The following is a 26,496-nucleotide window of genomic DNA, read 5'->3' as shown; positions in this document are numbered from 1 at the left end:
GCTCCCGTCAGCTCTCCGTACGCGGGAAGGAGACCTCTACCCTGCGGTTCTTCTTGCGGCCGGCCTCGGTCGAGTTGTCGGCGATGGGGTACTGCTCGCCGTAGCCGCGGACCTCGTAGGTGATGCCGGCGTCGTTCAGGGTCTCGGTCAGGATGTCGTGAACGGCGTTGGCGCGTTGCTTGGAGAGGACGTCGCCGTGGGCCGAGGAGCCGAGGTTGTCGGTGAAGCCGAAGACGCGTACGCGGGTGGCGTTCTGGTTCTTGATCTCCTCGGCGATGCCGGTGATGCGGGACTTGGCCTCGGCGCCGAGCTTCGCGCTGTCCTTGCCGAACAGCACCTCCGCCTGCAGCGCAAAGGTGACGCTCGTGTTGGTGTCCTCGCGGCGTTCGTCGCCGCTCTGGTCTTCGACGACCGACTTGATGTCCAGCACCTTCGCCTGCGCGAGCGTGGCGCCGTCCGGCAGTTTGAGGTCGGGGTCGTTGGGGTCCACCTTCACGGGGGCGGCGGCGGAGGCTTCGGTGCCTGGGGGGTCGTCGGCGGCGTGGGCCGTGGCGGCGCCATAGAGGTTCGTGGCAAGCATGAGAGTGGCTGTGGTGAGGGCCATGGTGAGGCGTGGGGTTGGGGACATGATTGGCCTCACCCGGAGATGGAGATCGTCGCGCTGGCGAAGGTCGGCAGTTGGAAGGTGACTTCGGTGGTGCCAGCGGGTGGAGCTGGGAATTGCATAAACACCGCCAGGTGGTCACCAGCCTTGATCGTCGAGAATCCCGTAGTCGTCAACGGCCGACCATCTGTGTCGCGCAGTACGTAGTAGCGCTTCTTACTCTTTGAATCAACCAGTGTGGCCCCGCCGAGCGACCTGCCGTTTCGGATGATCTCCGTTTCGTTGCCGCTCAACGCGGATGGGACTGTGACGCTCTTGTCACCATCGTTGTTCAGCATGCCGTTCACTGTCACAAAGCCACCGGAGTCCCGATCAGCAGAGGTGATCTGCAGGAGCAGGCCGTTGGTCCCCTTCAGCTCTGCCAGTGGCTCTTCCTCATCTCCGTTCTGCGCGCTGGGGCCAGATACTTCTTCCTTGGAAGCGGACGCTGAATTCTTCGGCCTCTTGTCGTCGCCACCACCGCCACCGCAACCGACAGCCCCCAGAGTGAGACTGCTTAGAATCGCCAAGGCGACCGTTGCCCTTCTAGCCATCGTCGTGAACCGAGCGCTCATATCTTGGGTTCCCTCATCACTCGTCGTTCGCTGGTCAGTCAGCCAGGTGGACATCGAACAGATCCTCGGGCTTCGGTAGGTTCAAAGGGTCGTCAGGATCAAGGTTCCAGTCCTCGCCGTTACACGAGAGCATGGGCAGCGCATCACCGTCGGGTTCCTCAACGGACAGTTCGAACGAGCAGCGGGCGTCGATGACGGCCTTGGCTGTTTCAGAAGCCTTCTGCTCCTCCGTTCCCGGAACGATGGTGTCCCCGACAGTCTCGTCGGTCTCCGCCACGACCGTGTAACCCAGGAGACCGTCAGGCTGGCAGGTCACGCTTGCGTCGTTGCTCGCCGCTAGTTCGTGAGCACGCCAGCAGGAGCTGGTCACTGGCGCCTTACCGTCGAAGATTTCCTGCCACGAGTCGGGCTCCAAGATGTTTGTGAGCCACTGGTTGGCGAGTTGGTCACGCGTTTCCAAGGCGGCAGCCAGCGCCGCAGCATCGGCTGCCGTCTGCGCCTCGCTACGGGTCGCTGCAGCCTGACCGACCGCAAAGTATGCGAGCGCGAGAAAGAGCAGGCCTCCCACCACAATGATGTAGATGGGAAAAGCCTGCCCCGCATCGCCGCCGCTATTGGACCACTGCCTCAGCCGCCGGTGACTTCGCCGATCTTCGCTGTGATGGCGTCGAAGATGGTCTGCCCGATATCCGTCCCCGTAATAGCCAACACAATCGCCACCACCACCGCGATGATCCCCAGATACTCCACCGCCGTCTGACCCCTGTCGTCGCGGGCCGTGCGGGTCTGCAGGTGGGCGGCGATGGTGTGGAGCCAGTTGGTCATGGTGTTCCCCTCCAGGGTGGGCCGTGCCGCGGTCGTCGTCTGGAAGGTATGGCGGGAGGGTACTGCGGTCCGAGGGTCCGTGGGCCCAAACGTGGGCCCAATCGCGCGCTGAGGAACGGATGTTCATCGCGGTCACCCCAGACCCAGCCACTTGGCCGTCGCCTCGGAGCGGCTGGTGCTGTGGAGCTTGGCGAAGATGCGGTTGATGTGGTTCTTGACCGTCTTCTCGCTGATGAAGCAGGTGGCGGCGATCTGCTGGTTGTTCATGCCGGACGCGATGAGATCCATGATCTCCACCTCCCTCGCGCTCAGTTGGAACCTCGACCTGTCGGGAGTGCCTGAAGCAGACTGTGCCACAACTGGTTGCAGTTGCGAAAGACTTTTGGGTGAGTTGACCCATCTGGACTGTCCCTCAGGGGGTGTTGGCCGCCCTTCCCTGTGTGCAGTCGCGTTTGCTCCATTGCTCTCCCGCAACTGCGCCAGCAGCGCCCCCGCCGCCGTCGGCGTGAAGTGAGCCCGGCCCTCCCTGACGTCCCGCACGGCCGTCACCAGTTGTTCCGCCGTGAACTCCCCGTGGACCAGGTAACCGCCCGCGCCGCGTCGCAGGGCCTCCTGGACGATCTCCGACTCCCTGCTGTACGTCAGCATCATCACCGGAGCGATCTCCACCAGGTACGGGAGGGCCGAGATGCCGTCCACGCCGGGCATGCGGACGTCCAGGAGGACCACGTCGGGCCGGTGCCGCCGGGCGGCGTCGCAGGCCGCGCGGCCGTCGGCGGCCTCCGCCACGACCGTGATGTCCGCGCGGCCGGAGAGCAGGGCCGTGAGGCCGGCGCGGACCACCGGGTTGTCGTCGGCCACGACGACCCGCAGCGGCGCCGGTGGTTCCGGTGTGGCCGGTATCGGTGACTGGGGCGAGGTTTCGTGCATCAGTGGCCTCCCTCCTGACGTGGGCGTCGTGTCAGCGCGGCCAGGGGCAGGTCCACCCGGACCTCCGTGCCGTGCGGGTGCTCGCCCCGGCCGATGCGGATGCGGGCGCCCACCGAGGCGGCCCGCTCGACCATGCCGACCAGGCCGAAGTGACCGGCCCTGCCGAGCTGATCGAGGTTCGTCCCCGCCGGAAGGCCCCGGCCGTCGTCGTACACGCTGATCCTCAGCAGGCCGCCGTGGACGCCCGCGCGCACCTCGACGCGGGTCGGTGTGGCGTGGCGGTGGGCGTTCTCCATCGCCTCCGAGGCGATCGTGAGGAGTTGGCGGGCCACGGACGGCGGGATGGGCGGTACGGGCGGCTCAGGCGGCTCGGTGGCCAGGCCGTCGGGCTGGGCGAAGGTGGTGGGGATGCCCGTGCGTGCCGTGAAGTTCGCCACCAGTGAGGCGAGTTCGGCCGCCACGTCCGTGCCGTGGGCCGGGTCCGTCTCGCGGCGCAGGTCGGTGAGGAGTTCGCGGGATTCGGCGGCCGCTCTGCGGGCCGATCGGGCGACCAGTTCGGCCTGCCGGCGCGCGACGGCCGGGTCCATGCGGTCCCCGCTTGCCGTGGCGGCCAGGCCCTCGGCCGCCAGCGCCACTCCGTGCAGGGTCTTGGCGACGGAGTCGTGCAGTTCGCGGGCGAGACGGGCGCGTTCGGCGCTCACCGCCTCCGTCACGGCCAGGCGGGCCTGGACCTCGGTCAGGGTCCGGGTGGCGGCGCCGAAGCGGAGCAGCAGGTTGCGGAGGGTGGAGCCGATGGCTCCGGTGATGACGCACAGGCCCGGCAGGAGGAGTGATTCCGCCGGGCCGGGCCGGGGGTCGTCCTTCAGCGTCGCGTGCACGAGGAGCAGGAGCAGGAACTGCAGGGAGGCGAAGCCGGCCGCGCCGCGCCAGCCGTAGGCCAGGCCGGCCAGCAGCGGGGTGCAGACACTGACGTACGCCAGCGTGGTGTCCGGGCCCGCCGAGATGAGGAGAAGGAAGCCGAAGAGGGTGTCCGCGGCCAGGAGGGTGGGGTGGCGCAGGAGGAGGGGGCCGAATCGCTCCCAGTCGCGGAAGAGGACGTACGAGCCCATGAAGGTGACGACCACCGCGGCGCCGACGAGCTTGACGCCCAGGCCCGGGCCGGCGTTGAGGAGGGCGGCGGGGGCCGCCAACGCGATCATGGCCAGGCGGAAGCCGAACACCTGCCGGCACAGCGCCTGCAAGGCGTTCACCTGGAGGGGGATGGCCGGGGCGGGTGGGGTGGGGCCGGGCTGGGGCGCGGGTTCGTGCCATTCGTGACGGGTGCGTTCCGACGTGGCCGCCGCCCCCCGGTCGGTCGGCCGTTGCCTCGCCGCCTCCCAACCCGGTGGGAGAGCAGGGGGTGCCGTCGGTGGGGTCGTGGTCGCCATGCCGTCCTCCTCTGCTCACCCGTGACCGTGCGGTCGTCCCGACCGGTTACTCGCCCGTGATCGTCCCGAAGTCCGTCCCCGACCCCAGGATCAGGCCCGCGCCGAGGAGGATCATCGTGGCCGGGACCATGAACGTCGTGATCATCATCGTGGCCTTGGGGACCGCGCGGGCGGCCTTGCGGCGGGCGTTCTGGGCGTCCGTGCGGCGCATGTCCTTGGCCAGGGAGACCAGGGTGTCGACGATGGGGGCGCCCAGTTCCTCGCCCTGCTGGAGCGCGGTCACGAACATCGCCACCTGTTCGGAGTCGTTGCGCCGGCGCAGTTCCGCGAAGGCCTGGCGGCGGCTCATGCCGAGGTCCATCTGGCGGAGGGTGATGCGCAGTTCGTCGGCCCACGGGCCCTCGTAGCGCGTCGCCACGCGGTCCAGGGCCTGGCGGAAGCCGAGGCCGGCGCTGACCACCACCGCCAGGACGTCCAGGAAGTCGGGGAGCGTGCGCTCGATCTCGTCCTTGCGGATGCGGATCGCCGACCAGATGCCGACCTCCGTCCAGAAGGCGCCGAAGGCCAGCAGGAGCAGGGCCACGACGAACTGGCCGCGCAGGAGGAACACCAGGAAACCCACCGCGCCCAGGAAGCCGTAGACCGCGCGGCGGGCGGCGTAGCGGTCGATGGTGAGGCCGCCGGGGTTGCCGGCCAGGTCGATCCTGCGGCGGTACTTGGCCACCAGGGCGGGGCCCATGATGCGCAGCACGGCGGGGGCGTAGCGCATGCCCATGCGGTCGACGAGGGAGTCGACGGCGCCGGTGCGGGTGGAGCCGACCTCCAGGGCGAGGGCGAGGTCGCCGGGGAGCTTGGCCTCGGCCCGGTACATGCGGATGCCGGCGAAGACGCCCCACACGCTCAGGGCCGCCAGCAGTGCGAGGAGCAGTCCGAGACCCATTGCGGCTCCCTTCTCAGACGTCGATGCGGGACAGGCGGCGGATGAGGACGAAGCCGACGGCGTAGAGCCCGAAGGCGATGACCACCGCGGCCTGGCCGGCCGGGGAGCCCGTCATGCGTTCCAGGGCGCCGTCCTTCACCCCGTTCATCAGGAACAACGAGCCGACGCCGAGGACGGGGACGGCGTACGACGTCATGCTGACCTGGGAGAGCTGGGTGCGGACCTCGCGGCGGGTCTCCTTGCGTTCCTCCAGGGTCTCCGTGAGGTTGCGCAGGGCGCTGACCACCTGGCCGCCGGCCCGGTTGGACAGGACGAGGGTGGTGACCAGGACGACGAGTTCGCGGGAGGGGAGGCGGTCGGCGAGTTCGCCGAGGGCGTCGTCCATGGAGGCGCCGATGGCGAGCTGGTCGGCGACCTTGCCCAGTTCCTCCCCGGCGGGGGCCTCCAGTTCCTCGGCCGCCATGCCGATGGCGGTACGCAGGGCGAGTCCGGCCTGGGTGGCGTTGGCGAGGATGCGGGCGAGTTCGGGGAGCTGGTTGATGAACTTCTCGATGCGTTTCTGGCGTTGCCAGTTGAGGAACTGGACGGCCACGCCGATGCCCAGGAGTCCGGCGAGAGGTCCGAAGAAGGGGGCCAGGGCGGCCTGGCCGACCAGCCACAGGCCGGCGACCGTGGCCAGCATGTAGGCGAAGAACTCGCCGGGGGTGATGTCCAGGCCGGTCGCCGCCAGGCGCAGTTCCAGTTTCCGGCCGAGTTCGGTGCGGCGCAGGCGGCGGTCCAGGGTGCGGAAGCGGCGCCGTCGGCCGGCCGGCGGGAGCTGGCCGGTGGCGGAGAGACGGTCGACCAGGGCCTGGCGCTGGGCCTTGCCGGCGGCGTAGGAATGCACGCCCGCCACCGCGAGGGTGCAGGTCAGCAGCGTGACGCCGGTGGTGAGGGTGACGAGGGTGTCGAGTTCCATCGGGCGGTCCTACCTGGTTTCCGTCTCGTGGCTCTGCCTGGCTTCCATCGGCGTTCCTACCTGGCTTCTCGGGTGGCGAGCTGGTCGGCGGTGTGGGCGACGCCGAATGCTTGCGGGACGGGTTGGTTCGCCATGTAGAGGCGCTCGGCGGTGCGGCGCGGCAGGGGGTGGTACTCGAAGGCGCCGTGGACGCGGCCGTCGGCGGTCATCGGGCGGGCGTTGAAGCGGGCGACCGTGGCCAGGCGGTACGGTTCGCCGCCGTGGCTGGCGAGGAGGGCGATCTCCGTGATGCGGCGGACGCCGTCGGCGAAGCGGGTGAGCTGGACGATGACGTCGACCGCGCTGTTGATCTGGTCGTGCAGGGCGACGAAGGGGACCTCGACGTCCGACATGGAGGCCAGGGTCTGGAGCCGCATCAGGGCGTCCTCGGCGCTGTTGGCGTGGACGGTGGCGAGGGAGCCGTCGTGGCCGGTCGACATGGCCTGGAGCATGTCCAGGGACTCGCCGCCGCGGACCTCGCCGACGACGATGCGGTCGGGGCGCATGCGCAGGGAGTTGCGGACGAGGTCGCGGATGGTGACGCGGCCCTGGCCCTCGACGTTGGGCGGGCGGGACTCCAGGCGGATCACGTGGGCCTGCTGGAGCTGGAGTTCCGCCGAGTCCTCGATGGTGATGATGCGTTCGGTCTCCGGGATCAGACCGGAGAGGGCGTTGAGGAGGGTGGTCTTCCCGGTGCCGGTCGCGCCCGAGACGATGATGTTGAAGCGGGCCTGCACGAGGCCGGCCAGCAGGTAGAGCATGTGGTCGTCGAGCGAGCCGAGGCCGATCAGTTCGTGGAGGGTGAAGGAGCGCGGGAAGCGGCGGATGGTGAGCGCCGGGCCGGTCAGGGAGAGCGGCGGGATGATGACGTTGACGCGCTCGCCGGAGGGGAGGCGGGCGTCGACCATGGGGTTCGACTCGTCCACGCGGCGGTTGACGGTCGACACGATGCGCTCGATGGTCTGCATCAGCTGGTCGTTGGAGGCGAAGCGGAGGGGCAGTTGCTCCACCCGGCCGCCGCGCTCGACGAAGATCGCGTCGGGGCCGTTGACCATGATCTCGGTGATGGACGCGTCTTCGAGCAGGGGCTCCAGGATGCCGAGGCCGAGGGCCTCGTCCACGACCCGGCGGATCAGCTGGGAGCGTTCGACCGTCGACAGGACCGGGCCCTCGCGGCTGATGATGTGGCCGAGGACGCGTTCCAGGCGTGCCCTGCGCTCGGCCGTCGCCAGCGAGCTCATCTCGGCGAGGTCGATCTCCTCCAGGAGCTTGGCCCGGTAGGAGGCGACGAGGTGTCCGTCCTCGCCCCGGCTGCCGTGCTCCTCGGGGGAGTGGATGCGTGCGCGCAGGCTCATGCGTCCTCGGCTCCTCGGTCAGTGGTCGATCGGCATGGTGGCCGTCTTGGTGGCGTTCCCGAAGTCCCAGCCGGGGACGATCGAGGGGATGTCGACGGTGGCCGTGACGGTGACCTCGTCGCCGCCCGCCGCCGTCCCGCAGTCCGTACCGTCGGCCAGCCAGTCGCTGACCGCCGCGGCGCACGCCTGCCCGGCGCCCTCGTCGAGGGAGGCGCTGCGGGCCCCGGCGCGGGCCGCGGTGCCGGCCTGCTGGGCGGTGTAGGCGATCAGGCCGAGCTGTACGGCGGCCATGGCGACGATGATCAGGATCGGGAGGAAGCCGAGGTACTCGATGGCGACCTGGCCCCGGTCCCGGGCGCCCCGACCACGGTCCCCGGCCACGCGATCCCGGTGCCGGTGTCGGTCCCAATGCCGGCCCCGGTCCCTCGCGCGGTACGTCCCTGAGGAGTACGGCATCTCAGTCGGTCTCCTCCTCGACGGCGCCCGCGTGCCCCCGCACGTCGAAGGGGAAGCTGACCGTGCCCGGGAAGAGGATCGGGACCCTGATCTCCACGTCGGCCGTGACGAAGCCGCCCGCCGTGCCGCAGTCCACACCGGCGCCCCCCTCCCACGCGCCCGGCAGCTTGTCCCGGCCCGCTTCCTCGCAGGCTCCCTGCCGCGCCCCCCGCTCGGCCGCGGTCGCCGCCCGTACCGCCTCGTCCGCAGCATTACCCGCGAGCGTGAAGGTGTATCCCACGAGTACGAGCTGCCACAGCACCACCAGCGTCACGATGATCGTCGGCAGCATGCCGAGGAACTCGACGGTGACCTGACCGGAGTCGCGGAGCCTGCCGCGTAACGCGGGCCCGCGCTCTCCCCCGACGCCTCTCATCCCCCACCGTCCCTCCGCCGCCGGAAGCTCACCGAACCCCGGTCGCCGCGGAACCGGCCGCCGCCCTTGCGGTGGCCCTCCCCCTCCGGCGCCTTGACCAGCCGCAGTTCGCCCGCGAGGGCCCACAGGGCCTGCTTCACCGTGCTCTTGCTGTCGAGTTCGTGGACGCGCCCGGCGTCCACGGCCCCCTGGAGTTCCTTGAAGTTGGCGGGGACGGTGGTGGCGGCGACCGGTGTGCCGGTGATCTTCTGGATCAGGGCGGGCTGGATCTCCGTGCCGCGCGTGTGCCGGTTGACGACCACGGTCGTCTCCTCGGCCTTGCGGATCTGCAGCCGGTCCCACATCCGCACCGCCCGCTTGGCGCCCCGGACGGAGACCACGTCGGGCGTGGTGACCAGCAGCGCCGCGTCGGCCATCTCCACGGCCGCGGCACCGGCCCCGCCGAGCTGGGCGCCGCAGTCGATGACGACGACCTCGTAGCGTGAGCGCAGGGCGCTGACGATCTGCCGGGCGGCGCGGTCGGTGACCTCCTCGCCGCGTTCCCCCTCGCCGGGGGCGAGCAGCAGGGCGAGGCCGGTGTCGTGGCGGAAGACGGCGTCGGCCAGGACACGCGGGGAGATGTCGTTGATCGCCGCCAGGTCGACCACCGAGCGGCGGAACTGGACGTCCAGGTAGGAGGCGATGTCGCCGGCCTGGAGGTCCATGTCGACCAGCGCCGTGGGCCGGCCCGACGCCTGCGCGGCGAGCGCCAGTTGGACGGCGGTCAGGGTCGCGCCGACACCGCCCTTCGCCCCGCCGACCGTGACGACGGTGCCGCCGACGCCGGTGAACACGTCCTCTCCGCTGCCCAGGTGCCGGCGTACGCCCACGGACCACTGGGCGACGGCCTGGACGCGGCTGGCGAGTTCCTCGTAGCTGAGCGGCAGGGCGACCAGGCCGCGGGCGCCGTAGTCCATGGCGGCCTGGAAGAGGCCGGGGCCGGGGTCGGAGGTGACGAGGATGACGCCGACGGCGGGGAAGCGGAGGGCGACCTCGCGGATCAGTTCCAGGGCCGGGACCGGGCCGATGCGCTCGTGGACGACGACGACCTCGGGCAGTTCGTCGACCGACTCGGCGGCGAGGCGGGCCAGGGTGTCGACGAGCTGGGTGGAGTCGACGACGGGGGCGACCGGTTCGGCGTCCGGGAGCTGGCTGAGCAGGGTCGTGATGGACCGTACGGCGTCCGCGTCGCCGACCGCCGGGAGAATCCTCGTGGGCATCCGGGCCTCACTTGTCCTTCGCGAGTTCGTACGTCCGGTCCTTGTCCGGGACCGTGGTGTCGCTGCCCGGCGCCACCAGCGCGAGCCGGACCCGCTGGGCGAACGACTCGGCGTAGGTGATGCGCTGGGCGTCGATGGTGGACAGGGCGAAGGTGATGGGGACGGCGTCGGTGGGTTCGCGGTCGCGGCTGTTCTCGTCGGGCTGCAGCGAGGTGAGGTCGCCCACGTCGATGACTTCGGCGTTCGTTACGATGATCTTGGATTGAGCGGGATCACCCTCCCGCTCTCCCTCGAAGGTGGCGTACACGTTGACGGTGGAGCCCGGTGTGATCTTGCCGGCGACACCGGTCGCCGCATCGATCATGATGGCGACCTCCTGCTGCCCCGGTTGCAGGGCGGGCTGGTCGACGATCATGTCGCTCTGCAGCAGGGAGCCCGCCTTCAGCGTCGTCACGGCGATCTTGCCGCGGACCTGGTCGAGATCCGTGACGGCGTTCTTCGACAGCCAGCGCTCGGGCATCTCTATCTTCTCGAACTGCCCCGCGCCGAGGGGCGTGTAGGGCTCCACGTCGGTCTTGAGCCGGTACGCGGTGACCTCGGGTCCGACCTTCGACTTCACGTCGTTGACGACGGACAGCACGCCGGCGAAGGCGCCGAGGGCGCACAGGACCGACAGGATCAGCAGGATGATGCCGCGGCGCTGACGGGAGTTCATGTGCCGTGCAACCTCATTGGGGGAATCGGTCGAGCCGGATCGGATGGCGGGGCGGCGGAGCGGTACGGACCTACCCCGTGAGGGCGCGTCTCTCACGGCGGTGGCCGATCGCGGGGCCGCGGTGGTGGCCCAGGGCGCGGTCCCGGCCGTCGTCGTACTCCGGCGGCGTCGCGGAGCAGAACACGCAGCGGTCGCCGATGACGTCGATGCCGCACCAGTGGCACCGGCTCTGCCGCACCGACGTGACCAGTTGGTAGAGGACGGACAGGTCGGGCAGGTAGGCGCAGAACTCGGTCAGCTTGCCGGTCCCCCACCAGCCCGGCGAGTCGGCGGGCAGCGGCATCTCGCGCAGGCCCTGCACCCGCCAGGACGGGGCGAGGGTGTCGGTGACCCAGTCGGACGGGAGCTGGCCCTTGGCGACCAGCAGCCGGGTGCCGAACTCCGGTCCTTCGAGGGTGGCTTCGGGGCCGATCCGCACCAGTTGCGGCACGGGATGGGCGACGACCCCGAACTGGCTGCCCGGCATCCAGGACCTGGCGTGCGACTTCAGGCCCACGGGGACGTGGTCGAGCCGGGCGACGGAGCCGAGGAGCGCGCCGGCGTGGATGTAGTGGGTGAGGAGGCGGCCGGCGGAGGCGAGGACGCCGGGGCCGATGTCGCAGGAGGCGAGCTGACGCAACTGGCGGGCCAGCACCGCGAGTCCGAGCGGAGGCAGCGGCGGCCGGAACAGGGCGATCCGGTCGGTCTCCAGCAGGGCGCGGACGGTGTGCAGCCGGCGTTCCACGCTCGCCGGGAGAGCCTGCGAGCACACCACGATCACGTGCCCGTGGTGGTCCACCAGCCCCTGCAACTCGGCCAGCGCCTGCTCCAGCGGACGTTGGTCGACGTCCTGGAGCACGGCCGCGGGCAGCGTCCGTTCGTCCTGCGGCGGCAGTGCCATGTCGGCACTGGTCACGGCAATGGCAGTTGGCACGCGCGGCTCCCCGTCTCCCCATGCCCGTCGGTCTGCCGGCGTTACTCCGGCACACCCGGATGACTTCACTGCGTGACTACGTGAGCACTGTATCCACGCGTCTGTGACCGGAGAACAGCGTTTCTGTAGCTGTGGAACAACTTGTGTCGCACAAGTTGCGGCAAATCAGGACAGGTTGAGCATTTCCCGGTCACCGATCGGGCGACGGCGGACCTCATTCCGGAAAGCGCCGAGCCCGGCACCCCGCGTGACCCCAAGTCCGCTCCTCGGCGCCGAACTTGGTCCGTACCTACCTCTTGACACCCTCAATTGGTCTGGACCACCTTGTACTCCACTGCTCCACCGCTCCACTCCCCACTGGCCCACTCCCCCACCGGAGGCCCCCATGGAGCCCGTACACAGACGGCTCGGCAGTCGGACCGCCAGACGGCTCGGCAGACGGACGCGGTTCTGGGCGGGTGCCGTCACCGCCGCGCTCGCCCTCTCCGTCACCACCGTCGGCCAGGCGTCCGCAGCGGACGTCAACAACGCGAAGAACGCCGGCTTCGAGGCCGGGCTGACCGGCTGGACCTGCTCGGCGAACAGCGGCACGACCGTCTCCTCCCCCGCGCACGGCGGCTCCGCCGCGCTGAAGGCGACGCCGAGCGGGCAGGACAACGCCCGGTGCGCCCAGACCGTCAAGGTGAAGCCCGGCTCGAAGTACTCCCTGAGCGCCTGGGTGCAGGGCGGGTACGCCTACCTGGGCGTGACGGGCACGGGCACCACGGACGTGTCGACCTGGACCCCGGACTCGGCCTCCTGGAAGCAGCTGACGACGAGCTTCACCACGGGCTCGTCCACCACCTCGGTCACCGTCTACACGCACGGCTGGTACGGGCAGTCGGCCTACTACGCCGACGACCTGTCCGTGTTCGGCCCGGACGGTGGCGGCGGTGACGACGGCGGCCCCGAGCCCACCGTGCCGGCCGCCCCGGCGGGCCTGAGCGTCTCCGGTACGACGGCCTCGTCCGCGTCCCTGGCCTGGAGCGCGGTCTCCGGCGCCACCGGCTACAACGTCTACCGCGACGGCACGAAGGTGACGGCGGTGACCGGAACCTCGGCGACCGTGACCGGCCTCGCGGCCTCGACGTCGTACTCCTTCCAGGTCACGGCGGTCAACGCGGCCGGCGAGTCGGCCAAGTCGGCGGCGGTCACGGCCCGCACGACGGCACCGGACGACGGCGGCGGCAACGGCGGCGACCTGCCCAAGCACGCGGTGACCGGCTACTGGCAGAACTTCGACAACGGCGCGACCGTCCAGAAGATCTCCGACGTCTCGTCCCAGTACGACATCATCGCGGTGGCCTTCGCCGACGCGACCGGCACGCCGGGCGCGGTGGACTTCAACCTCGACACGGCCGGCCTCGACGGCTACACGGTCGACCAGTTCAAGGCGGACGTCCGGGCCAAGCAGGCGGCCGGGAAGAAGGTCATCATCTCGGTCGGCGGTGAGAAGGGCACCGTCTCGGTGAACGACGCGGCCTCCGCGACCAACTTCGCGAACTCCGTCTACTCCGTGATGCAGGAGTACGGCTTCGACGGCGTCGACATCGACCTGGAGAACGGTCTCAACGCGACCTACATGACGCAGGCCCTGCGCGCCCTGTCGGCGAAGGCGGGCCCGGACATGATCCTGACGATGGCGCCGCAGACCATCGACATGCAGTCGACGTCGGGCTCCTACTTCCGGACCGCCCTGAACGTGAAGGACATCCTCACGGTCGTCAACATGCAGTACTACAACAGCGGCACGATGCTGGGCTGCGACGGCAAGGTGTACGCGCAGGGCACGGTCGACTTCCTCACCGCCCTGGCCTGCATCCAGCTGGAGAACGGCCTCGACCCGTCCCAGGTGGGCCTCGGCCTCCCGGCCTCGACCCGTGCGGCGGGCGGCGGCTACGTCGCCCCGTCGGTGGTCAACGCCGCCCTGGACTGCCTCACCAAGGGCACGAACTGCGGCTCCTTCAAGCCGTCGAGGACGTACCCCGACCTGCGGGGCGCGATGACCTGGTCCACGAACTGGGACGCGACGGCGGGCAACGCGTGGTCGAACGCGGTGGGTCCGCACGTGGACGCGCTGCCGTAGCCACGGTCGATCGGCCACCCCGCCCGCGGAGACGTGGGCGGGGTGTCGGCACGACGCCGCAGGCGTCCGGTCACGGCAGGGACCGCAAGGGCGGGTGCTGTGTCGTGATGCCCGGGGGCTGGAGCAGGGGCGGGGGCTCGGGTCCGGGGTCGTCGGTGAGGACCACCCCGGCGGCCACGGGGTCGAATCCGGCGGGCCAGCGCGTGCGCTCGCTGGCCAGTGCGCCGGTCAGGCGGGCCCGGAGGAGGTCGGCGGCGCTCAGGTCGGTGCCGCGCAGGTCGGCCAGGCGCAGATCGGCGTCGTGGAACACGGCGCCGCCCGCGTCCGCCTTGCGCAGGTTCGCCTCGCGCAGGTCGGCCTCGGTGAAATCGGCGTCGCGCAGGTCCGTCGCGACCATCCGGGCGCCCCGCAGGTCGGTCCGCACGCAGCGGGCCCGGCGCAGGATCGCGGTGGTGAGGTCGGCGTGGCGCAGGTTGACGGAGACGACGGACGCCTGGGTCAGGTTGGCGTGGTAGAGGCCCGCGGCCTCCATGCACGACCGGTCGAGGTTGACCGCGGTCAGCCACAGTCCGTCGCAGTCGGCGCGGCGCAGGTCGGTGACGCTGAGGTTGAGCCAGGTCTGTTCCCGGGGGTGCAGGAGCAGCACACCGAGGCCGGTCAGTGCGACCTGGGTGTCGGCGGACCGGACCTCCAGCGGCACGATGTCGTTGATGTGCGTGTCCGCCGCCGGGGCCCGCCCTTCGGTGGGCGGCCAGGGCAGGTGCGTGCGCAGGTAGGCCGCCTTGATGGAGAGGACCGCCTCGCGGTCGCGGGCGGAGTGCTCCGCGATCCGCCACAGCGCGTGCAGCCCGCCGATCCGGGTCTCCAGCTTGTCGCTGCCGAGCTGGTCCACGGCCGTGCTGAAACGGTCCGTGACATAGCCCTCCTGGGTCGCCCGCAGGCCGTCCTGGCTGACGCGCAGTTGCCGCCAGGTGGCGTACGCCCCGAACAGCAGCACCATGCCGCCCACGGCCTGGAGGAGCGTCGTCCGGACGTTGTTCACCGCGCTCAGCCGGTCCTTCGCGGCGATGCTCGCTCCGGCGAGATCGTGGTCGACCACCACGCCGGGCACGACGACCAGCAGCGCACCCAGCGCGGCCACCGCCGCCGTCCCCGCCAGCAGGACCGCGACCGTCCGACGCCACGCGGCCGACCGACCACGCTCCGGTCCCCCCGTATCCATGGCCCTGGAGCGTAGGCGGCACCTCGGAGGCGATCAAGAAGAGAGGGCCGGCCCCGGGCGGACAGGCGCGCGGTCGGCACGCCCCCGGTCAAGGCGCCCCGTACGCCACCGCGCTCGCCCTCGGCAGCGTCGCCCACACGCGCGTGCCCCCGCCCGGCTCCCTCGCCTCTCCGAATCCCCAACTGCCGTCGCAAGCACGGCAGACGCAGGCCAGAACGCGGAGGGCCGCGCGGCGGCGGGAGTCGCAGGCGGTGGCGAGGTGGGGGCTGGTGTGGCGGGGGTGGCTGTCGTAGGCGATGATCCGGAGGGTGGAGAAGCGGTAACGGAGGGTGAGGTAGTAGTCCGCAGACTCCGTGAACTGGCAGGCGACCGCTGTCAGTTCGCTGACCGCTTGCAGTGCCGGGTCCAGCATGTCCGTCAGGCCGTGCGCCCTGAGCACCTGTCGCGCCGCCGCCCGCGCGAGGGAGGGGCTGGACAGGGCGGCGGGGAGCGTGAAGCTGTAGGCCAGGGTTTCGGGGATGGGGGGTGTGGGGTCTGCCGGGTAGGCAGGGGCGAGGGGGCAGCGGGACGGCGGCACGGTGACTCCTTCGTGAGGGGTGCGGTCGGTGGCTCCGTCGCGCGGGCAGGCTCGCGCGATGCACTTCCGACCTCGGTACGTGTTCGGTGCGTCACTGAATGTAGAGACGGTCGTGGTTCAATTGCCACCTCATTGAGGAAAACAACCCCTTCGTGGTGCGAAGGCCTCAGAGGACGGCAGACTGCTCCAGGACCGCAGGGGAAGGAAGGGCATGCCTCCGAGGACGACACCCACCGAGCGCCAGAAGCGTCTGGGCGGCGAGCTGCGAAAGATGCGGACCGCGGCGGGTATAACGGCCGACCAGGCCGCCGGACTGCTCGGTCTCGACCGGGCGAAGATCTCGAACATCGAGACGGGCATCCGCACTATCAGCCCTGAGCGGCTGCGCACCCTCGCCTGCAACTGCGACTGCTCGGACGAGGCCTACGTCGAGGCGTTGGTCAGCCTGGCCAGACCCGACGGGCGCGGCTGGTGGGAGCGGTACCGGGGTTCGCTGTTCGCAGGGCTGTTGGACATCGCCGAGTTCGAAGCGCTGGCGACCCGGATGCGGACGGTGCACATCGCGCACATCCCGGGGCTGCTGCAGACCAGCGATCACGCCCTCGAACTCTTCAGAGCCGTCCTGCCACCGCTGCCGGAGCACGAGATCGCCCTGCGGCTGGCGTATCGCATCGAACGGCAGCGGGTCCTGGAGGGCGATGATGCGCCCGAGTACGTCGCAGTGGTGCACGAGGCCGCCGTGCGCATGCAGTTCGGTGGGCCTAAGATCGCCCGCGCCCAGCTCGAACATCTCCTCACCGTGTCCGAACGGCCCGGCGTCCGCCTGCTGGTGGTCCCCTTCGCCGCCGGGGCGTTTCCCGGCTCCGGGCAGACGTTCAACTACCTGGAGGGCGCCGTGCAGCAGCTGGACACCGTACAGATCGACAGCACCCACGGGCCGGAATTCCTCAGCGGCGGGTCACAACTCGCGAAGTACCGTACGCACCTGGACTGGATGGAGCGCATCGCCCTGTCGCCACAGGCTTCCCGCGACTTCATCCGGGACGTCGCCAACGGCTTGTGAGGAGACGCACGATGAACGACATCACGTGGGAAGAGCCCTTCTGCGGGGAGGGAGCGAGCTGCTTCCGCCTCGGCACCGACACCACCGGCAACGCCTACATCGCGATAGCCGGTGAGGAGGACGCCCCCCTCACCGACAGCCGGGACGCGCTGCGGCGCATGATCCTCGACATCAAGGCGGGGAAGGCCGACCACCTGCTGTGAGACTCGTGTGAAACATTTCCCGGGCCCCACCGCATCAATGAGGTGAAGGCAGTACGCGGCAGTGGTGGGCACGGGGGAGCGGGGACATGAGGCAAGCGCGGGCGGACGAATACGCCGAGTTCGCGGTGGCCCGGGCCGGGCATCTGTACCGGTCCGCGTGTCTGCTCACCGCCGGGGACACGCATCTGGCCGAGGATCTCGTGCAGGAGACCTTCGGACGGCTGTACGTGCGGTGGGGACGCGTCTCCCGGGTGGGGAATCCCGCCGGGTACGCGCAGACCGTGCTCACCCGGACCTTCCTCGCCCACCAGCGGCGGCGCAGCAGCCGGGAGCGGGCGACGGACGTGTTTCCCGACCTGCCCGGCTCCGGGGACGGGGACGCCTCGCTGCGGCTGACGCTGTTGGACGCGCTCGCGCGGCTGCCCGCCAAGGACCGGGCCGTCGTCGTCCTGCGGTACTGGGAGGACCGGTCCGTCGAGGAGACCGCCGACGTCATGAACGTCAGCTCGGCGGCCGTGCGGACGCGGTGTTCCCGTGCCCTGGGGCGGCTGCGTGAGCTGCTCGGCGAGGATCTCGCGGAGTACGCCAGACCCTGACGGTCGCCCCACCCCCGTTCACACGTCCACTCCCCCATTCACTTCGGCTCTCACTTTTCTCACCTTGCGGAAAGGGTGGTTCGCCATGCCCGGAGAACAGCACCAGACTCCCTTCGAGGAGCGGCTCTCCGCCCTCCTTCACGACACCGGCGGCGGCTTCGACGCCGACCGTACGGCTCTCGTCACCGGTGGGCGCACCCGTGGACGGCGGGCGCTGACCCGGCGCCGGGCCGGGGTGGTCGGCGGGGCGGTGGCCGGTGTCGCGCTGGTCGGGGTGGGCGGGGCGATGCTCCTGCCGCAGGGGAAGTCCGACGGCCCCGACGTCTCCGCCGCGTCGTCCAGCACTTCCTCCCGGCCGTCCGCCCCCGCCTCGACGCCCCCTCCGGAGCCCGTCTCCGGCGACACCATCCTCGGTGAGTTCAAGAAGCTGCTTCCGGAGGGGAAGTTCAGCGAGGAGGACGCCCGCGGATCGGCTGACGCGCCGTACGCGTACCTCGTGTACGACGACGGCGAGGGCGCCGCCGCGATGAACGTGAGCTTCCAGCGGGTCGAGCCGGGCAGCCCGCACGTCCGGGAGCTGACGCGGTGCCCCGACAGGACGTTCACCCCGTACGACGACTGCTCCTCCACCCGGCTGCCCGACGGCTCGCTGCTGCGGCTGCTCAAGGGCTACGAGTATCCCGACAAGCGCGTCGACACGAAGTACTGGTCGGCCGACCTGGTCACGACCGAGGGGCAGCACGTCAGCGTCGGCGAGTGGAACGCCCCGGCGCAGAAGGGCGCACCGGTCTCCCGTGCCGAGCCCCCGCTGTCTGCCGAGGAGCTGAAGGAGGTCGTCACGGCCGAGGTGTGGCGCAAGGTGGTGGACGCGATGCCCGCGTCGCCGACGCCCCCGGCCGCCGCCCCGTCCGACACCGTGCCGCCGGCCGTCTCCGGCAAGGACATCACCGAGACGCTGACAGGGCTGCTGCCCGAGGGGCTGGACGTGGTGCGCAAGGGCGGCCAGGAGACCGAGTACACGTACGTCGTGGTCGACGACGGGCGGGGCGAGAGCATGGTCCAGGTCAACGTCCAGTACGGCATGGCCGATGTCGCCCACCAGCTCTACGCCGACGGCGAGACGCTTCCCGACGGCACCCGCGTCGCCATGCAGGAGGGGAACGGGGACGACCGTGTCGCCGGGGTCCTGATGTGGACCGCCGACACGCTGCGGCCCGGCGAGGCCGGCTTCCGTGTGGTGATCAGCGCCTTCAACAACGGTGCCCCGCATGCCGAGCCGTCCCGCGGCACTCCCGCGCTGACCACGGATCAGCTGCGGGAGATGGCACTCAGCCCGGAGTGGGACGAGCTCCGGTAGAGGGCCGGCCCCCCGGCCCGGTCCGCCGCCCGCTGTGGCGCGGCGGACCGGGCCAGGGCGCGGGGCGGACGGCGGCACCTAGGCCGACGGGCCTCCTGCCCGGCGGACGGGGCCTAGCGGGTCACGGTCACCCCGCCGAAGGCCACCACCAGACGTCCGTCCGCGGCGAAGGACCAGCGCAGGGCCCCGGCGTAGGAGGAGCAGCGGGAACCGTTCGAGCCCGACCAGAACTGGTTCGAGCCGTCGGCGTCGCCGATGATCCGGTCGTTCGAACCGCTGTCGCAGGAGGTGTTGTTCCGGAACACCGAGTCACCGTCGTCGAAGTTGAAGTTCCGCTGCTCGTTCCCGATGCTGATGTTGTCCGACACCCGCATCGTGCCGGGGTTGCTGTTGTAGGTGAAACCGTGCTTGCCGTTCTGGTAGGCGATGCTGCGTCGGACGACGTGGTCGACCGCGATGTCCTCGCCGCCGAGTTTGTAGCCGTTGCGGTCGCCGTTGCCGGCCTGGGAGCCGTCGCTGAGTGTGCCGTTGTCGAGTGCGAGGGAGTCCTCGATGGTCACCGCGCCGATCGCGCCGGTGTCGGACTTGGTGTAGAGGTCCCAGCCGTCGTCGATGTTGTTGTGGGCCACGGTGTGGCGGAAGACGTTCCCGGGGCCGGAGGTGAGCTTCGCGGCGAACCCGTCGGCGTCCTCGCCGTCGGAGTCGGCGTTGTCGTGCGAGACGGCGCTCAGGATGAGGTTGTTCGAGGGCCAATCGGCCTTGGGCGTGCTGGAGAGCATCCGTGAGAGCTGCAGGCCGGTGTCGCGGTTGTAGCGGGTCACCGTGCGTTCGAAGATGTTGTTGCTGCCGCCGACGAAGATCCCGTTGTCGCCCGCGCGCTCGACGACGACGCCCTTGATGTGCCAGTACGAGCCGTTCACCGCGAGCCCGCGGTTGGCCGAGTTCTCGCTCTGTGCCGAGAAGTTCAGCACCGGCGTCTCACCCGGGTAGGCGGCCAGTGTCTTGCGGGCGGACGAGCTGCCGTCGTTGCCCTGGGGGATGGTGACCGTCTGGGCGTGGCGGTAGGTGCCGCCACGCAGGTAGATCGTGCCGCCGGGGGCGACTCGGGTGATCGCCGACGTGAGTGTGGTGGGGTCGGACTCCGTGCCGGTGGCACCGTCGGTGCCGTTCGGGGACACGTAGAGCGTGCCGGTGACGGGTGGCGGGGTGGTGGTGCCGCCGTCCGTCTCCACTTCCACGTAGTCGACGTTCGGCAGACCGGCCGACGTGGTCGGGGTGAGCCGGACCGTGTTGGCGCCCGCCCTCAGCGTCACCGTCAGCGTTCGGGTCGCCCAGGTGCTCCAGGCACCGGTGCCGTCGAAGGGGGCCGATGCCGCGGTGGAGCCGTTCACGAGGATGTTCGCGGGACGTGCCGTGCCGGTTCCGTTGGCATAGCGGATCCGCAGGGTGGCCGTGCCCGCCGCCGGGGCGTTCACGGTGAACTGGGCGTGTGCCCCGGTGGCGTTGGTGCCGTTGCAGAAGCCGGTGCCCGAGTACCCGGACCAGTCGGAGTCGATCGTGCCCGTGCAGCTCGCGGGGGAGGATTCGGCTTCGTACCGTTCGGTGGCGGCCTGTGCGGGGTTGCCGGACAGGGTGACGAGCGTGCCGGCCAGCAGGCCGACGCAGGCGATGAGGGGTCTGCGTTGCATCGGTCGGTCTCCAATTCGTCGGTGGAGCCACGGGTGGGCCGCGCCGAAGGACGGAGGGAAGCGTTCGGCCCACGGGACGGAGAAAGCGCTTTCCCGCAAGCTAAGGCCGTGTTGCGGACACGTCAATGACTGTGTACGTGATTGGTGTTCAGAATCTTGAACTGCGTGGGACCGGGTCTCCCCCGGTCCCACGGCCCGTCGACCTCAGAAGAAGTCCGCCCACGGCTGGTCCCAGATCTCCTTCACGCACAGCACCAGGAACAGCAGGCCGGCGACCGCGAGCACGCTGTTGCTGAGCCAGCCGTTGCGCCACTCGGCGGGCGTGCGGGAGGAGTTGAGGAGCCAGATCAGGGTCAGGGCGAGGAAGGGCATGAAGGCCGCGCCCAGGACGCCGTAGATGATCACGAGACGGAAGGGCTCGCCCTGGAAGAGCAGGATGACGGGCGGGAAGGTCAGCCAGAGGAGGTACACGCGGAAGGGCCATGAGCGTTCGTGCTCGCCGGAGACGATCTCCCTGGCCTTGTCGGCCGTCCCGACGGCCGCGCCCGCCCTCCTCTCCCGCAGCCGGGCCACGAAGTCCGCGAACATCAGGCTCACGCCGTGCCACACGCCGATGAGGGAGGTGAAGGACGTGGCGAAGAAGCCGATCAGGAAGAACTTCGCCGTCGCCGTGCCGTACTCGTCCTCCAGGATGTCGCCGAGCTGCACCAGCCCCTTGCCGCCGCCGGAGAGCGCGATGTTCGCGGCGTGCAGCAGCTCGGCGCCGACGAAGAGCATCGCGACGACGAAGACGCCGGTCGTGATGTAGGCGACCCGGTTGTCGAGCCGCATCACCTTCATCCAGCCGGTGTCGGCCCAGCCCTTGGCGTTGACCCAGTAGCCGTAGGCGGCCAGCGTGATCGTGCCGCCGACGCCGCCGATCAGACCGAGGGTGTTGAGGACGGAGTCCTCGCCGTCGGGGATGACGGGGAGGAGACCGGCGAAGGCGTCGCCCAGGTTGGGGGCGACCCGGATCGCCAGGTAGACCGTCACCACGAACATGACGCCCACCAGGACCGTCATGACCTTCTCGAAGACGGCGTACTTGTTGAACCAGACGAAGACCAGGCCGACCACACCGCAGGCCACGCCCCACCATTCGAGGTCCATCACGCCGGGGAACAGGGCCTGCAGCGGCAGGGCGCTGGACGACATCGCCGCCGCCCCGTAGGAGAAGCCCCAGACAACGACGTAGACCGCGAAGAACCAGGTCGTCCAGCGGCCGAGGCTCGCCCAGCCGTCGAAGAGGGTGCGGCCGGTGGAGAGGTGCCAGCGGCCCGCCGCCTCGGCCAGGGAGATCTTGACCAGGCAGCCGAGGACCGCCGCCCACAGCAGGGTGTAGCCGAAGTTGCTGCCCGCGATCAGCGTGGCCACGAGGTCGCCGGCGCCGACCCCGGTCGCGGCGACGACGATGCCGGGGCCGATGTAGCGCCAACTGGATTTGCGGGGTGCCGAGTCGGTGTCGCGTAGTGCACCGGTGTCACTGGTGTTTCCCGTGGTGTCCGCCATGCGGATCAACCAAGCCCAAAGCCGCCGGTGCGACAAGAGGGCGTGCCGGGATCTTCACGCGAGGTACCTACTCGGCGTCGGCCGGCTCCTTGTCCTCGGCCGGCGTCTTCTCCTCGGACGGCTCGGGCTTCTCCTCGTCGTCCTCGAAGTACGCGTCGAGGACCTCGTCCAGGGCGGCTTCCCACTCCTTGAAGCGGCTCCTGGAGGTCGCCTCGATCTCGATCGGGTACCAGCGGCGGTCCGGGGTGTGCACCGTGACGGTGAACCGCTTGCCGAAGCGGCCCGTCTCCGTCTCGACGGCGCCCACCTCGTCCCAGCGGAACTCGCAGCTCTGGTCGTCGAGGGAGAGTCGTACGCCCTTGTGGTCGGCCACGATCCGGGCACGGCGGTCGGCGGCCTCGAAGACGGGGCCGTCGGGGGCCTCGTCCTCTTCCTCCTCCGGTTCCCCGGCCTGCTGGTCGGCGGAGTCCGCGGCCGTGGCCTCGTCCGCGTCACGGACGGCCTCGGTCTCCTCCTCCGTCTCGTCCTCCGCCGGTCTCGCGCCCTCGGGCTCACCGGTCACGGGCGCGGTGAGCCCGGGGATGAAGGCCGGGTCGAATCCGGCGCCTTCCAGGGGCTGGCTGGTCGATCCTCTGCGCTGCTCCACAGCGGGCAGTATGGTCGACGAACCTGTGCCGGACACAGCCAGCCCCGTCATCGTTATCAGACGACTATCAGGCGACCGCTCGCGTATCTACACGAACAGGCTCAGTACCGCCGCGACCACGAACCCGGCGGCCGACAGGACGCTCTCCAGCACGGTCCACGTCTTGAGCGTGTCCCGTTCGCTGATGCCGAAGTACTTGGCGACCATCCAGAAGCCGCCGTCGTTGACGTGCGAGGCGAAGATGGAGCCCGCTGAGATGGCCATGATGACCAGGGCGACGAACGCCTGCGAGTGGTCCCCCTCGGCGAGCAGCGGCGCCACGATGCCCGCCGTCGTCACGATGGCCACCGTCGCCGAGCCCTGCGCGACCCGCAGCACCAGGGAGATCAGGTAGGAGAGGACGATCACCGGCAGGCCGACGTCGTTGAAGGTGTCGGACAGGGCCTGGGCGACACCGCTGGCCTTGAGGACGGCGCCGAAGACACCGCCCGCGCCGACCACCAGCAGGATGTTGCCGACCGGCTTCAGCGAGGCCGTCGAGACGGTCTCCAGGGACTTGCGGGACCAGCCGCGCCGGATGCCGAGCAGGTAGTAGGCGAGGAACAGGGCGATCGTCAGGGCGACGAACGGGTTGCCGAAGAACTCGATCACCGAGCGCAGCGTGGACTCGTCCAGGGCGATGGAGGAGAAGGTCGCGGCGAGGATCAGGACCAGCGGGGTGCCGATGATGCCGAGGACGGTGCCGAGCGCGACCGGGGTCTCGCGCGGCTCGACGCCGGACGCCCGCTGCTCCTCGATGACGGCCTGCTTGGCCTCCTCGGCGGCCTCGACCATGTCCTGCGGCACGGGCACGAAGATGCGGCGGCCGATCCAGGCGGAGAACGCCCAGGCGGCGAGCACGGCGGGGACGCCGCAGACGATGCCCATGAGGATCACCCAGCCGAGGTCCACCTTCAGCAGTCCGGCAGCGGCCACGGGACCGGGGTGCGGCGGCAGGAAGGCGTGGGTCATCGACAGACCGGCCAGCAGCGGCAGGCAGTAGAGCAGGACCGACTTGCCGGAGCGCTTGGCGGCGGCGTAGACGATGGGCGCCAGGACGAAGATGCCGACGTCGAAGAAGACGGGGATGCCGAAGATGAGGCCGGTGAGGCCCATGGCGAGGGGGGCGCGCTTCTCGCCGAAGAGGCCCAGCAGGCGGGAGGCCAGTACCTGGGCGCCGCCGCTGACTTCGAGGATCGCGCCGAGCATGGTGCCCAGGCCGATGATGATGGCGACGTGGCCGAGGATGCCGCCCATGCCGGACTCGATGGTGGAGACGGCGTCGGACTTCTGGACGGTGCCGAAGAGTTCGGTGACCGAGAGGCCGGCGAGCAGGCCGACGGCTATGGATACGGCGAGCAGGGCGACGAAGGGCTGCAGCCGCACCTTGATGATCAGGTAGAGCAGGAGCGCGATGCCGATCGCGGCGACGGTCAGCAGGCCCGCCGTGCCGTCGATCAGGGTGAGCAGGCCGCCGGTGTGCGGCGGTGTCTCCGGGGCGGAGGAGGCGGCGAGCTGGAGGGGCATAGGGGACATTCGGGGGTCCTCTGCGTAAACACATACAGCTTTCGGGCACGGCGGGGCGCGGCACGGCGCCCCCGGGGGGTGAGGGGCGCCGTGCCGTGCGACAGACAGGCGGAACGGAAAAGAGACCGGGGACCGGGGAAGGGGTCAGCCGAGGACGGCCAGCGCGTCGATCTCGATGAGGAGTCCGGCGGGCAGACCGACGTAGACGGTCGTGCGCGCGGCGGGCGGCTGGGTGAGGCCCTGCTCCTCGAAGTAGGCGTTGTAGATCTCGTTCATCTCGGCGAAGTGGTCCACGTCCGTGAGGTAGACGCGGATCATCATCACGTCGTCCCAGGAGGCGCCGCCCTCCTCCAGGATCGCCTTGACGTTGGCGAGGGTCTGGAGGGTCTGCTCGCGCAGGGTCGGTCCGGCCGGGGTGGGGGCCTTGCCCTCCTCGTGGGGGAGGAAGCCGACCTGGCCGGCGACCTGGAGGATGTTGCCCTTCTTGACGCCGTGGGAGAACTTCGCCGGGGGGACGGTGTGGGTCGCGGGGGTGAGGGCGATCTTGTCGGTCATGCGGTGACTTCCTTGACTGGGGTCCTGCCGGAGTACTCGCCGCTGATCGCGTCCGCCGTACGGCGCACCAGCGGGAGCAGGGTGAGGAGTTCGTCGGCGGTGACGACGACGTTCGGCGCGGAGACCGACATCGCGGCGACCACCCTGCCGTCGGCGCCCCGGATGGGCGCGGCGACGCAGTTGATGGACTCCTCGTGGCCACCGAGGTCGGTGGCCCAGCCCTGTTCGCGCACCTTGGCCAGCTCCTTGAGGAAACCGTCGGCGTTCGGTGTCGAACGGGGCGTGTACATGGGGTAGTCGAGCTTCTCGACGACTGCTCGGCGCTCGTTCTCGGGGAGGTCGGCGAGCAGGAGTTTCGCCACGGCCGCCACCGTGATGGCGACGGGCTTGCCGATCCGCGAGTACATGCGGACCGGGTAGCGGCTCTCCACCTTGTCGATGTAGAGGACCTCGTTCTCCTCGTAGACGGCGAGGTGGACGGTGTGTCCGCAGTGCTCGTTGAGGCGTACGAGGTGGGGGTGGGCGATCTCGCGGACGTCCAGGTTCTCCATCGCCTCCTGGGCGAGGGCGATGAGGCGGGCGCCGAGGCGGTAGCGCTGGTCCTCCTGGCGGTAGACGAAGCCGTGTTCGTGGAGGGTGCGCAGCAGGCGCAGGGCCGTGGACTTGTGCACGCCGAGGCGGTCGGCGACCCGGCCCAGGTCGGCGGGGCCCTCGGCGAGCAGCGGCAGGATGCTCAGCGCGCGGTCGACGGTCTGGCTCATGGGGTGCGTACCTCCTCCTCGGCCCGTTCCTCGGCCTGTGTCCAGCCGGGGCCGAGTCGAAGTGTCCCCCACGCGTCGTCGTCGAGGGCGGCCAGGCGGTCGGCGTGGTCGCGGGCCGGGGGCGCGGCGAGGTCGCCGGGGACGGTGAGGGCGGCCGCGGCCGTCAGGTGGCCGTGGCGCAGGCGCTCGCGCACGGGCAGTCCGCGCAGGGTGGCGGAGAGGAACCCGGCGGCGAAGGCGTCGCCCGCGCCGACTGCTGCGACGACGTCGACGGCGAGGGCGGGGACGGAGGTGACCTCGGTGGCCTCGGCACCGTCCGCGCCGACGGTCCGCTGGAAGGCGGTGGCGCCGGCCGCGCCCTGCTTGACGACGAGCAGTTCCGGCTCGGGCAGCGCGGCGCGCACGGCTTCGGGGCCGCCGAGCCCCCAGGCCTCGTCCTCGCCGACGAAGACGATGTCGGCGCCCCGGGCCAGGTCGAGCAGCACCCGCGCGCCGTCGGCCTCCCCGCGCCACAGGCCGGGGCGGTGGTTGACGTCGAAGGAGACGAGGGGGCGTCCGGGGCGGCGGGCGGTCAGCTCGCGCATCAGCTCCAGGCAGTCAGCGGAGAGCGCGGGCGTGATGCCGGACAGGTGGAGCACGCGCCCGGAGCGGACGGCGTCGAGGTCCATGTTCCGGACGGACATCGCGGAGGCGGCGGAGCCCGCGCGGTAGTACGCGACCTCGTGGGCGTCGGTGGCGCGGTCCCCGGCGGTGCGGAAGTAGACGCCGGTGGGGCGGTCGGGGTCGCGGCGCACGGCGCAGACGTCGACTCCGTAGGCGCCGATCGCCTCGACGAGGTGGTCGCCGAAGCCGTCCGCGCCGACCCGGCTGATCCAGCGGGCGGTGTGCCCGGCGGCGGCGAGGACGCAGGCGACGTTGGACTCGGCGCCGCCGATGGCGCGGTCGAAGGAGGGGACGTCGGCGAGGCGGCCGGGTCCGGAGGGCAGGAAGGTGACCATGGACTCGCCGAGCGCGACGACGTCCACGACGTCGGGGGTGGTGCTGCGGGGTCCTTCGACGGTCACGATGGTCTCGGCTCC

Annotated in this window: 28 protein-coding genes; 5 read left to right on the top strand and 23 right to left on the bottom strand. The window is 70.5% G+C overall.

What is annotated here, in order from left to right; translation table 11 throughout:
- Window positions 1-7 precede the first annotated feature (7 nt).
- The 14 genes from ACLIN4_RS22635 to ACLIN4_RS22570 form a co-directional block, all read right to left on the bottom strand.
- A complete protein-coding gene (locus ACLIN4_RS22635; RefSeq protein WP_290013595.1) occupies window positions 8-628 on the bottom strand; it encodes an OmpA family protein in 621 nt (206 codons plus the stop codon).
- An 8-nt stretch (window positions 629-636) separates the two neighbouring features.
- Entirely contained in the window at window positions 637-1,218 is a 582-nt protein-coding gene (locus ACLIN4_RS22630) for a hypothetical protein (protein ID WP_289907115.1), read from the bottom strand.
- Between the two features lie 34 nt (window positions 1,219-1,252).
- Window positions 1,253-1,849 (bottom strand): pilus assembly protein TadG-related protein, encoded by a 597-nt coding sequence (locus tag ACLIN4_RS22625; RefSeq protein ID WP_289907117.1) that lies wholly within the window; start codon window positions 1,847-1,849, stop codon window positions 1,253-1,255.
- On the bottom strand, window positions 1,846-2,043 hold the full coding sequence (locus tag ACLIN4_RS22620) for a Flp family type IVb pilin (protein WP_289904311.1): 198 nt from the start codon (window positions 2,041-2,043) through the stop codon (window positions 1,846-1,848). Before ACLIN4_RS22620 ends, ACLIN4_RS22625 begins: the two co-directional genes overlap by 4 nt.
- 132 nt (window positions 2,044-2,175) lie before the next feature.
- Window positions 2,176-2,973, bottom strand: coding sequence for a response regulator (locus ACLIN4_RS22615; protein ID WP_107476141.1), 798 nt, complete (start codon window positions 2,971-2,973; stop codon window positions 2,176-2,178).
- The gene (locus ACLIN4_RS22610; protein ID WP_381911671.1) at window positions 2,973-4,400 is read right to left on the bottom strand and encodes a sensor histidine kinase; all 1,428 of its coding nucleotides are present in this window, start codon (window positions 4,398-4,400) and stop codon (window positions 2,973-2,975) included. Before ACLIN4_RS22610 ends, ACLIN4_RS22615 begins: the two co-directional genes overlap by 1 nt.
- Window positions 4,401-4,446: 46 nt before the next feature.
- Complete coding sequence (locus tag ACLIN4_RS22605; protein ID WP_100047525.1) at window positions 4,447-5,340, bottom strand: DUF5936 domain-containing protein; 894 nt, start codon at window positions 5,338-5,340, stop codon at window positions 4,447-4,449.
- 13 nt (window positions 5,341-5,353) lie between these two features.
- Entirely contained in the window at window positions 5,354-6,298 is a 945-nt protein-coding gene (locus tag ACLIN4_RS22600; RefSeq protein WP_107476143.1) for a type II secretion system F family protein, read from the bottom strand.
- Window positions 6,299-6,354: 56 nt separating this feature from the next.
- On the bottom strand, window positions 6,355-7,692 hold the full coding sequence (locus tag ACLIN4_RS22595) for a CpaF family protein (protein ID WP_100047523.1): 1,338 nt from the start codon (window positions 7,690-7,692) through the stop codon (window positions 6,355-6,357).
- An 18-nt stretch (window positions 7,693-7,710) separates the two neighbouring features.
- Entirely contained in the window at window positions 7,711-8,148 is a 438-nt protein-coding gene (locus ACLIN4_RS22590; RefSeq protein ID WP_257101391.1) for a TadE/TadG family type IV pilus assembly protein, read from the bottom strand.
- A 1-nt stretch (window position 8,149) separates the two neighbouring features.
- Complete coding sequence (locus tag ACLIN4_RS22585) at window positions 8,150-8,563, bottom strand: septum formation initiator (RefSeq protein ID WP_107476145.1); 414 nt, start codon at window positions 8,561-8,563, stop codon at window positions 8,150-8,152.
- A complete protein-coding gene (locus ACLIN4_RS22580) occupies window positions 8,560-9,822 on the bottom strand; it encodes an AAA family ATPase (RefSeq protein ID WP_100047521.1) in 1,263 nt (420 codons plus the stop codon). Before ACLIN4_RS22580 ends, ACLIN4_RS22585 begins: the two co-directional genes overlap by 4 nt.
- Window positions 9,823-9,829: 7 nt before the next feature.
- On the bottom strand, window positions 9,830-10,537 hold the full coding sequence (gene cpaB / locus ACLIN4_RS22575; RefSeq protein WP_107476146.1) for a Flp pilus assembly protein CpaB: 708 nt from the start codon (window positions 10,535-10,537) through the stop codon (window positions 9,830-9,832).
- Window positions 10,538-10,607: 70 nt separating this feature from the next.
- Entirely contained in the window at window positions 10,608-11,510 is a 903-nt protein-coding gene (locus tag ACLIN4_RS22570; RefSeq protein ID WP_373429006.1) for a hypothetical protein, read from the bottom strand.
- Between the two features lie 385 nt (window positions 11,511-11,895).
- On the opposite strand from ACLIN4_RS22570, the gene ACLIN4_RS22565 reads away from it, so the two are divergent.
- Window positions 11,896-13,635 carry a chitinase gene (locus tag ACLIN4_RS22565; RefSeq protein WP_381911678.1) on the top strand — a complete coding sequence of 580 codons (1,740 nt, stop codon included), beginning with the start codon at window positions 11,896-11,898 and terminating at the stop codon, window positions 13,633-13,635.
- Window positions 13,636-13,705: 70 nt separating this feature from the next.
- Here the strand turns inward: ACLIN4_RS22565 and ACLIN4_RS22560 are convergent, their stop codons facing one another.
- Both ACLIN4_RS22560 and ACLIN4_RS22555 read right to left on the bottom strand, forming a co-directional pair.
- Complete coding sequence (locus tag ACLIN4_RS22560) at window positions 13,706-14,857, bottom strand: pentapeptide repeat-containing protein (RefSeq protein WP_381938973.1); 1,152 nt, start codon at window positions 14,855-14,857, stop codon at window positions 13,706-13,708.
- An 88-nt stretch (window positions 14,858-14,945) separates the two neighbouring features.
- Window positions 14,946-15,434 (bottom strand): hypothetical protein, encoded by a 489-nt coding sequence (locus ACLIN4_RS22555; RefSeq protein WP_107476149.1) that lies wholly within the window; start codon window positions 15,432-15,434, stop codon window positions 14,946-14,948.
- 211 nt (window positions 15,435-15,645) lie between these two features.
- Here ACLIN4_RS22555 and ACLIN4_RS22550 point away from each other — a divergent pair, with 211 nt between their 5' ends.
- The 4 genes from ACLIN4_RS22550 (at window position 15,646) to ACLIN4_RS22535 (ending at window position 18,653) form a co-directional block, all read left to right on the top strand.
- On the top strand, window positions 15,646-16,497 hold the full coding sequence (locus tag ACLIN4_RS22550) for a helix-turn-helix domain-containing protein (protein WP_107476150.1): 852 nt from the start codon (window positions 15,646-15,648) through the stop codon (window positions 16,495-16,497).
- An 11-nt stretch (window positions 16,498-16,508) separates the two neighbouring features.
- Complete coding sequence (locus tag ACLIN4_RS22545) at window positions 16,509-16,700, top strand: hypothetical protein (RefSeq protein ID WP_107476151.1); 192 nt, start codon at window positions 16,509-16,511, stop codon at window positions 16,698-16,700.
- A gap of 86 nt (window positions 16,701-16,786) precedes the next feature.
- Window positions 16,787-17,296, top strand: coding sequence for a SigE family RNA polymerase sigma factor (locus ACLIN4_RS22540; RefSeq protein ID WP_043380475.1), 510 nt, complete (start codon window positions 16,787-16,789; stop codon window positions 17,294-17,296).
- Between the two features lie 85 nt (window positions 17,297-17,381).
- On the top strand, window positions 17,382-18,653 hold the full coding sequence (locus tag ACLIN4_RS22535; protein ID WP_107476152.1) for a hypothetical protein: 1,272 nt from the start codon (window positions 17,382-17,384) through the stop codon (window positions 18,651-18,653).
- Window positions 18,654-18,766: 113 nt separating this feature from the next.
- Here ACLIN4_RS22535 and ACLIN4_RS22530 read toward each other — a convergent pair whose 3' ends face one another.
- The 7 genes from ACLIN4_RS22530 to ACLIN4_RS22500 form a co-directional block, all read right to left on the bottom strand.
- The gene (locus ACLIN4_RS22530; RefSeq protein WP_289904342.1) at window positions 18,767-20,341 is read right to left on the bottom strand and encodes a CBM35 domain-containing protein; all 1,575 of its coding nucleotides are present in this window, start codon (window positions 20,339-20,341) and stop codon (window positions 18,767-18,769) included.
- Between the two features lie 204 nt (window positions 20,342-20,545).
- Window positions 20,546-21,889 (bottom strand): Nramp family divalent metal transporter, encoded by a 1,344-nt coding sequence (locus ACLIN4_RS22525; RefSeq protein WP_289904343.1) that lies wholly within the window; start codon window positions 21,887-21,889, stop codon window positions 20,546-20,548.
- A gap of 67 nt (window positions 21,890-21,956) precedes the next feature.
- Window positions 21,957-22,535, bottom strand: coding sequence for a hypothetical protein (locus ACLIN4_RS22520; protein ID WP_289904344.1), 579 nt, complete (start codon window positions 22,533-22,535; stop codon window positions 21,957-21,959).
- 87 nt (window positions 22,536-22,622) lie between these two features.
- Window positions 22,623-24,110, bottom strand: a complete 1,488-nt coding sequence (locus ACLIN4_RS22515) for a GntP family permease (RefSeq protein WP_107476156.1) — start codon at window positions 24,108-24,110, stop codon at window positions 22,623-22,625.
- Window positions 24,111-24,245: 135 nt separating this feature from the next.
- Window positions 24,246-24,656, bottom strand: coding sequence for a RidA family protein (locus tag ACLIN4_RS22510; protein ID WP_052839635.1), 411 nt, complete (start codon window positions 24,654-24,656; stop codon window positions 24,246-24,248).
- On the bottom strand, window positions 24,653-25,417 hold the full coding sequence (locus ACLIN4_RS22505; RefSeq protein ID WP_107476157.1) for an IclR family transcriptional regulator: 765 nt from the start codon (window positions 25,415-25,417) through the stop codon (window positions 24,653-24,655). Before ACLIN4_RS22505 ends, ACLIN4_RS22510 begins: the two co-directional genes overlap by 4 nt.
- The gene (locus tag ACLIN4_RS22500; protein WP_290013606.1) at window positions 25,414-26,481 is read right to left on the bottom strand and encodes a sugar kinase; all 1,068 of its coding nucleotides are present in this window, start codon (window positions 26,479-26,481) and stop codon (window positions 25,414-25,416) included. Before ACLIN4_RS22500 ends, ACLIN4_RS22505 begins: the two co-directional genes overlap by 4 nt.
- Window positions 26,482-26,496: the final 15 nt, after the last annotated feature.

Source organism: Streptomyces mutabilis (genome assembly GCF_046628145.1).
In the GTDB taxonomy this organism is placed as follows: Bacteria; Actinomycetota; Actinomycetes; order Streptomycetales; family Streptomycetaceae; genus Streptomyces; species Streptomyces mutabilis.
Note: the sequence above shows the minus strand (reverse complement) of the source record. Positions and strands in the feature narration are given on the sequence as shown.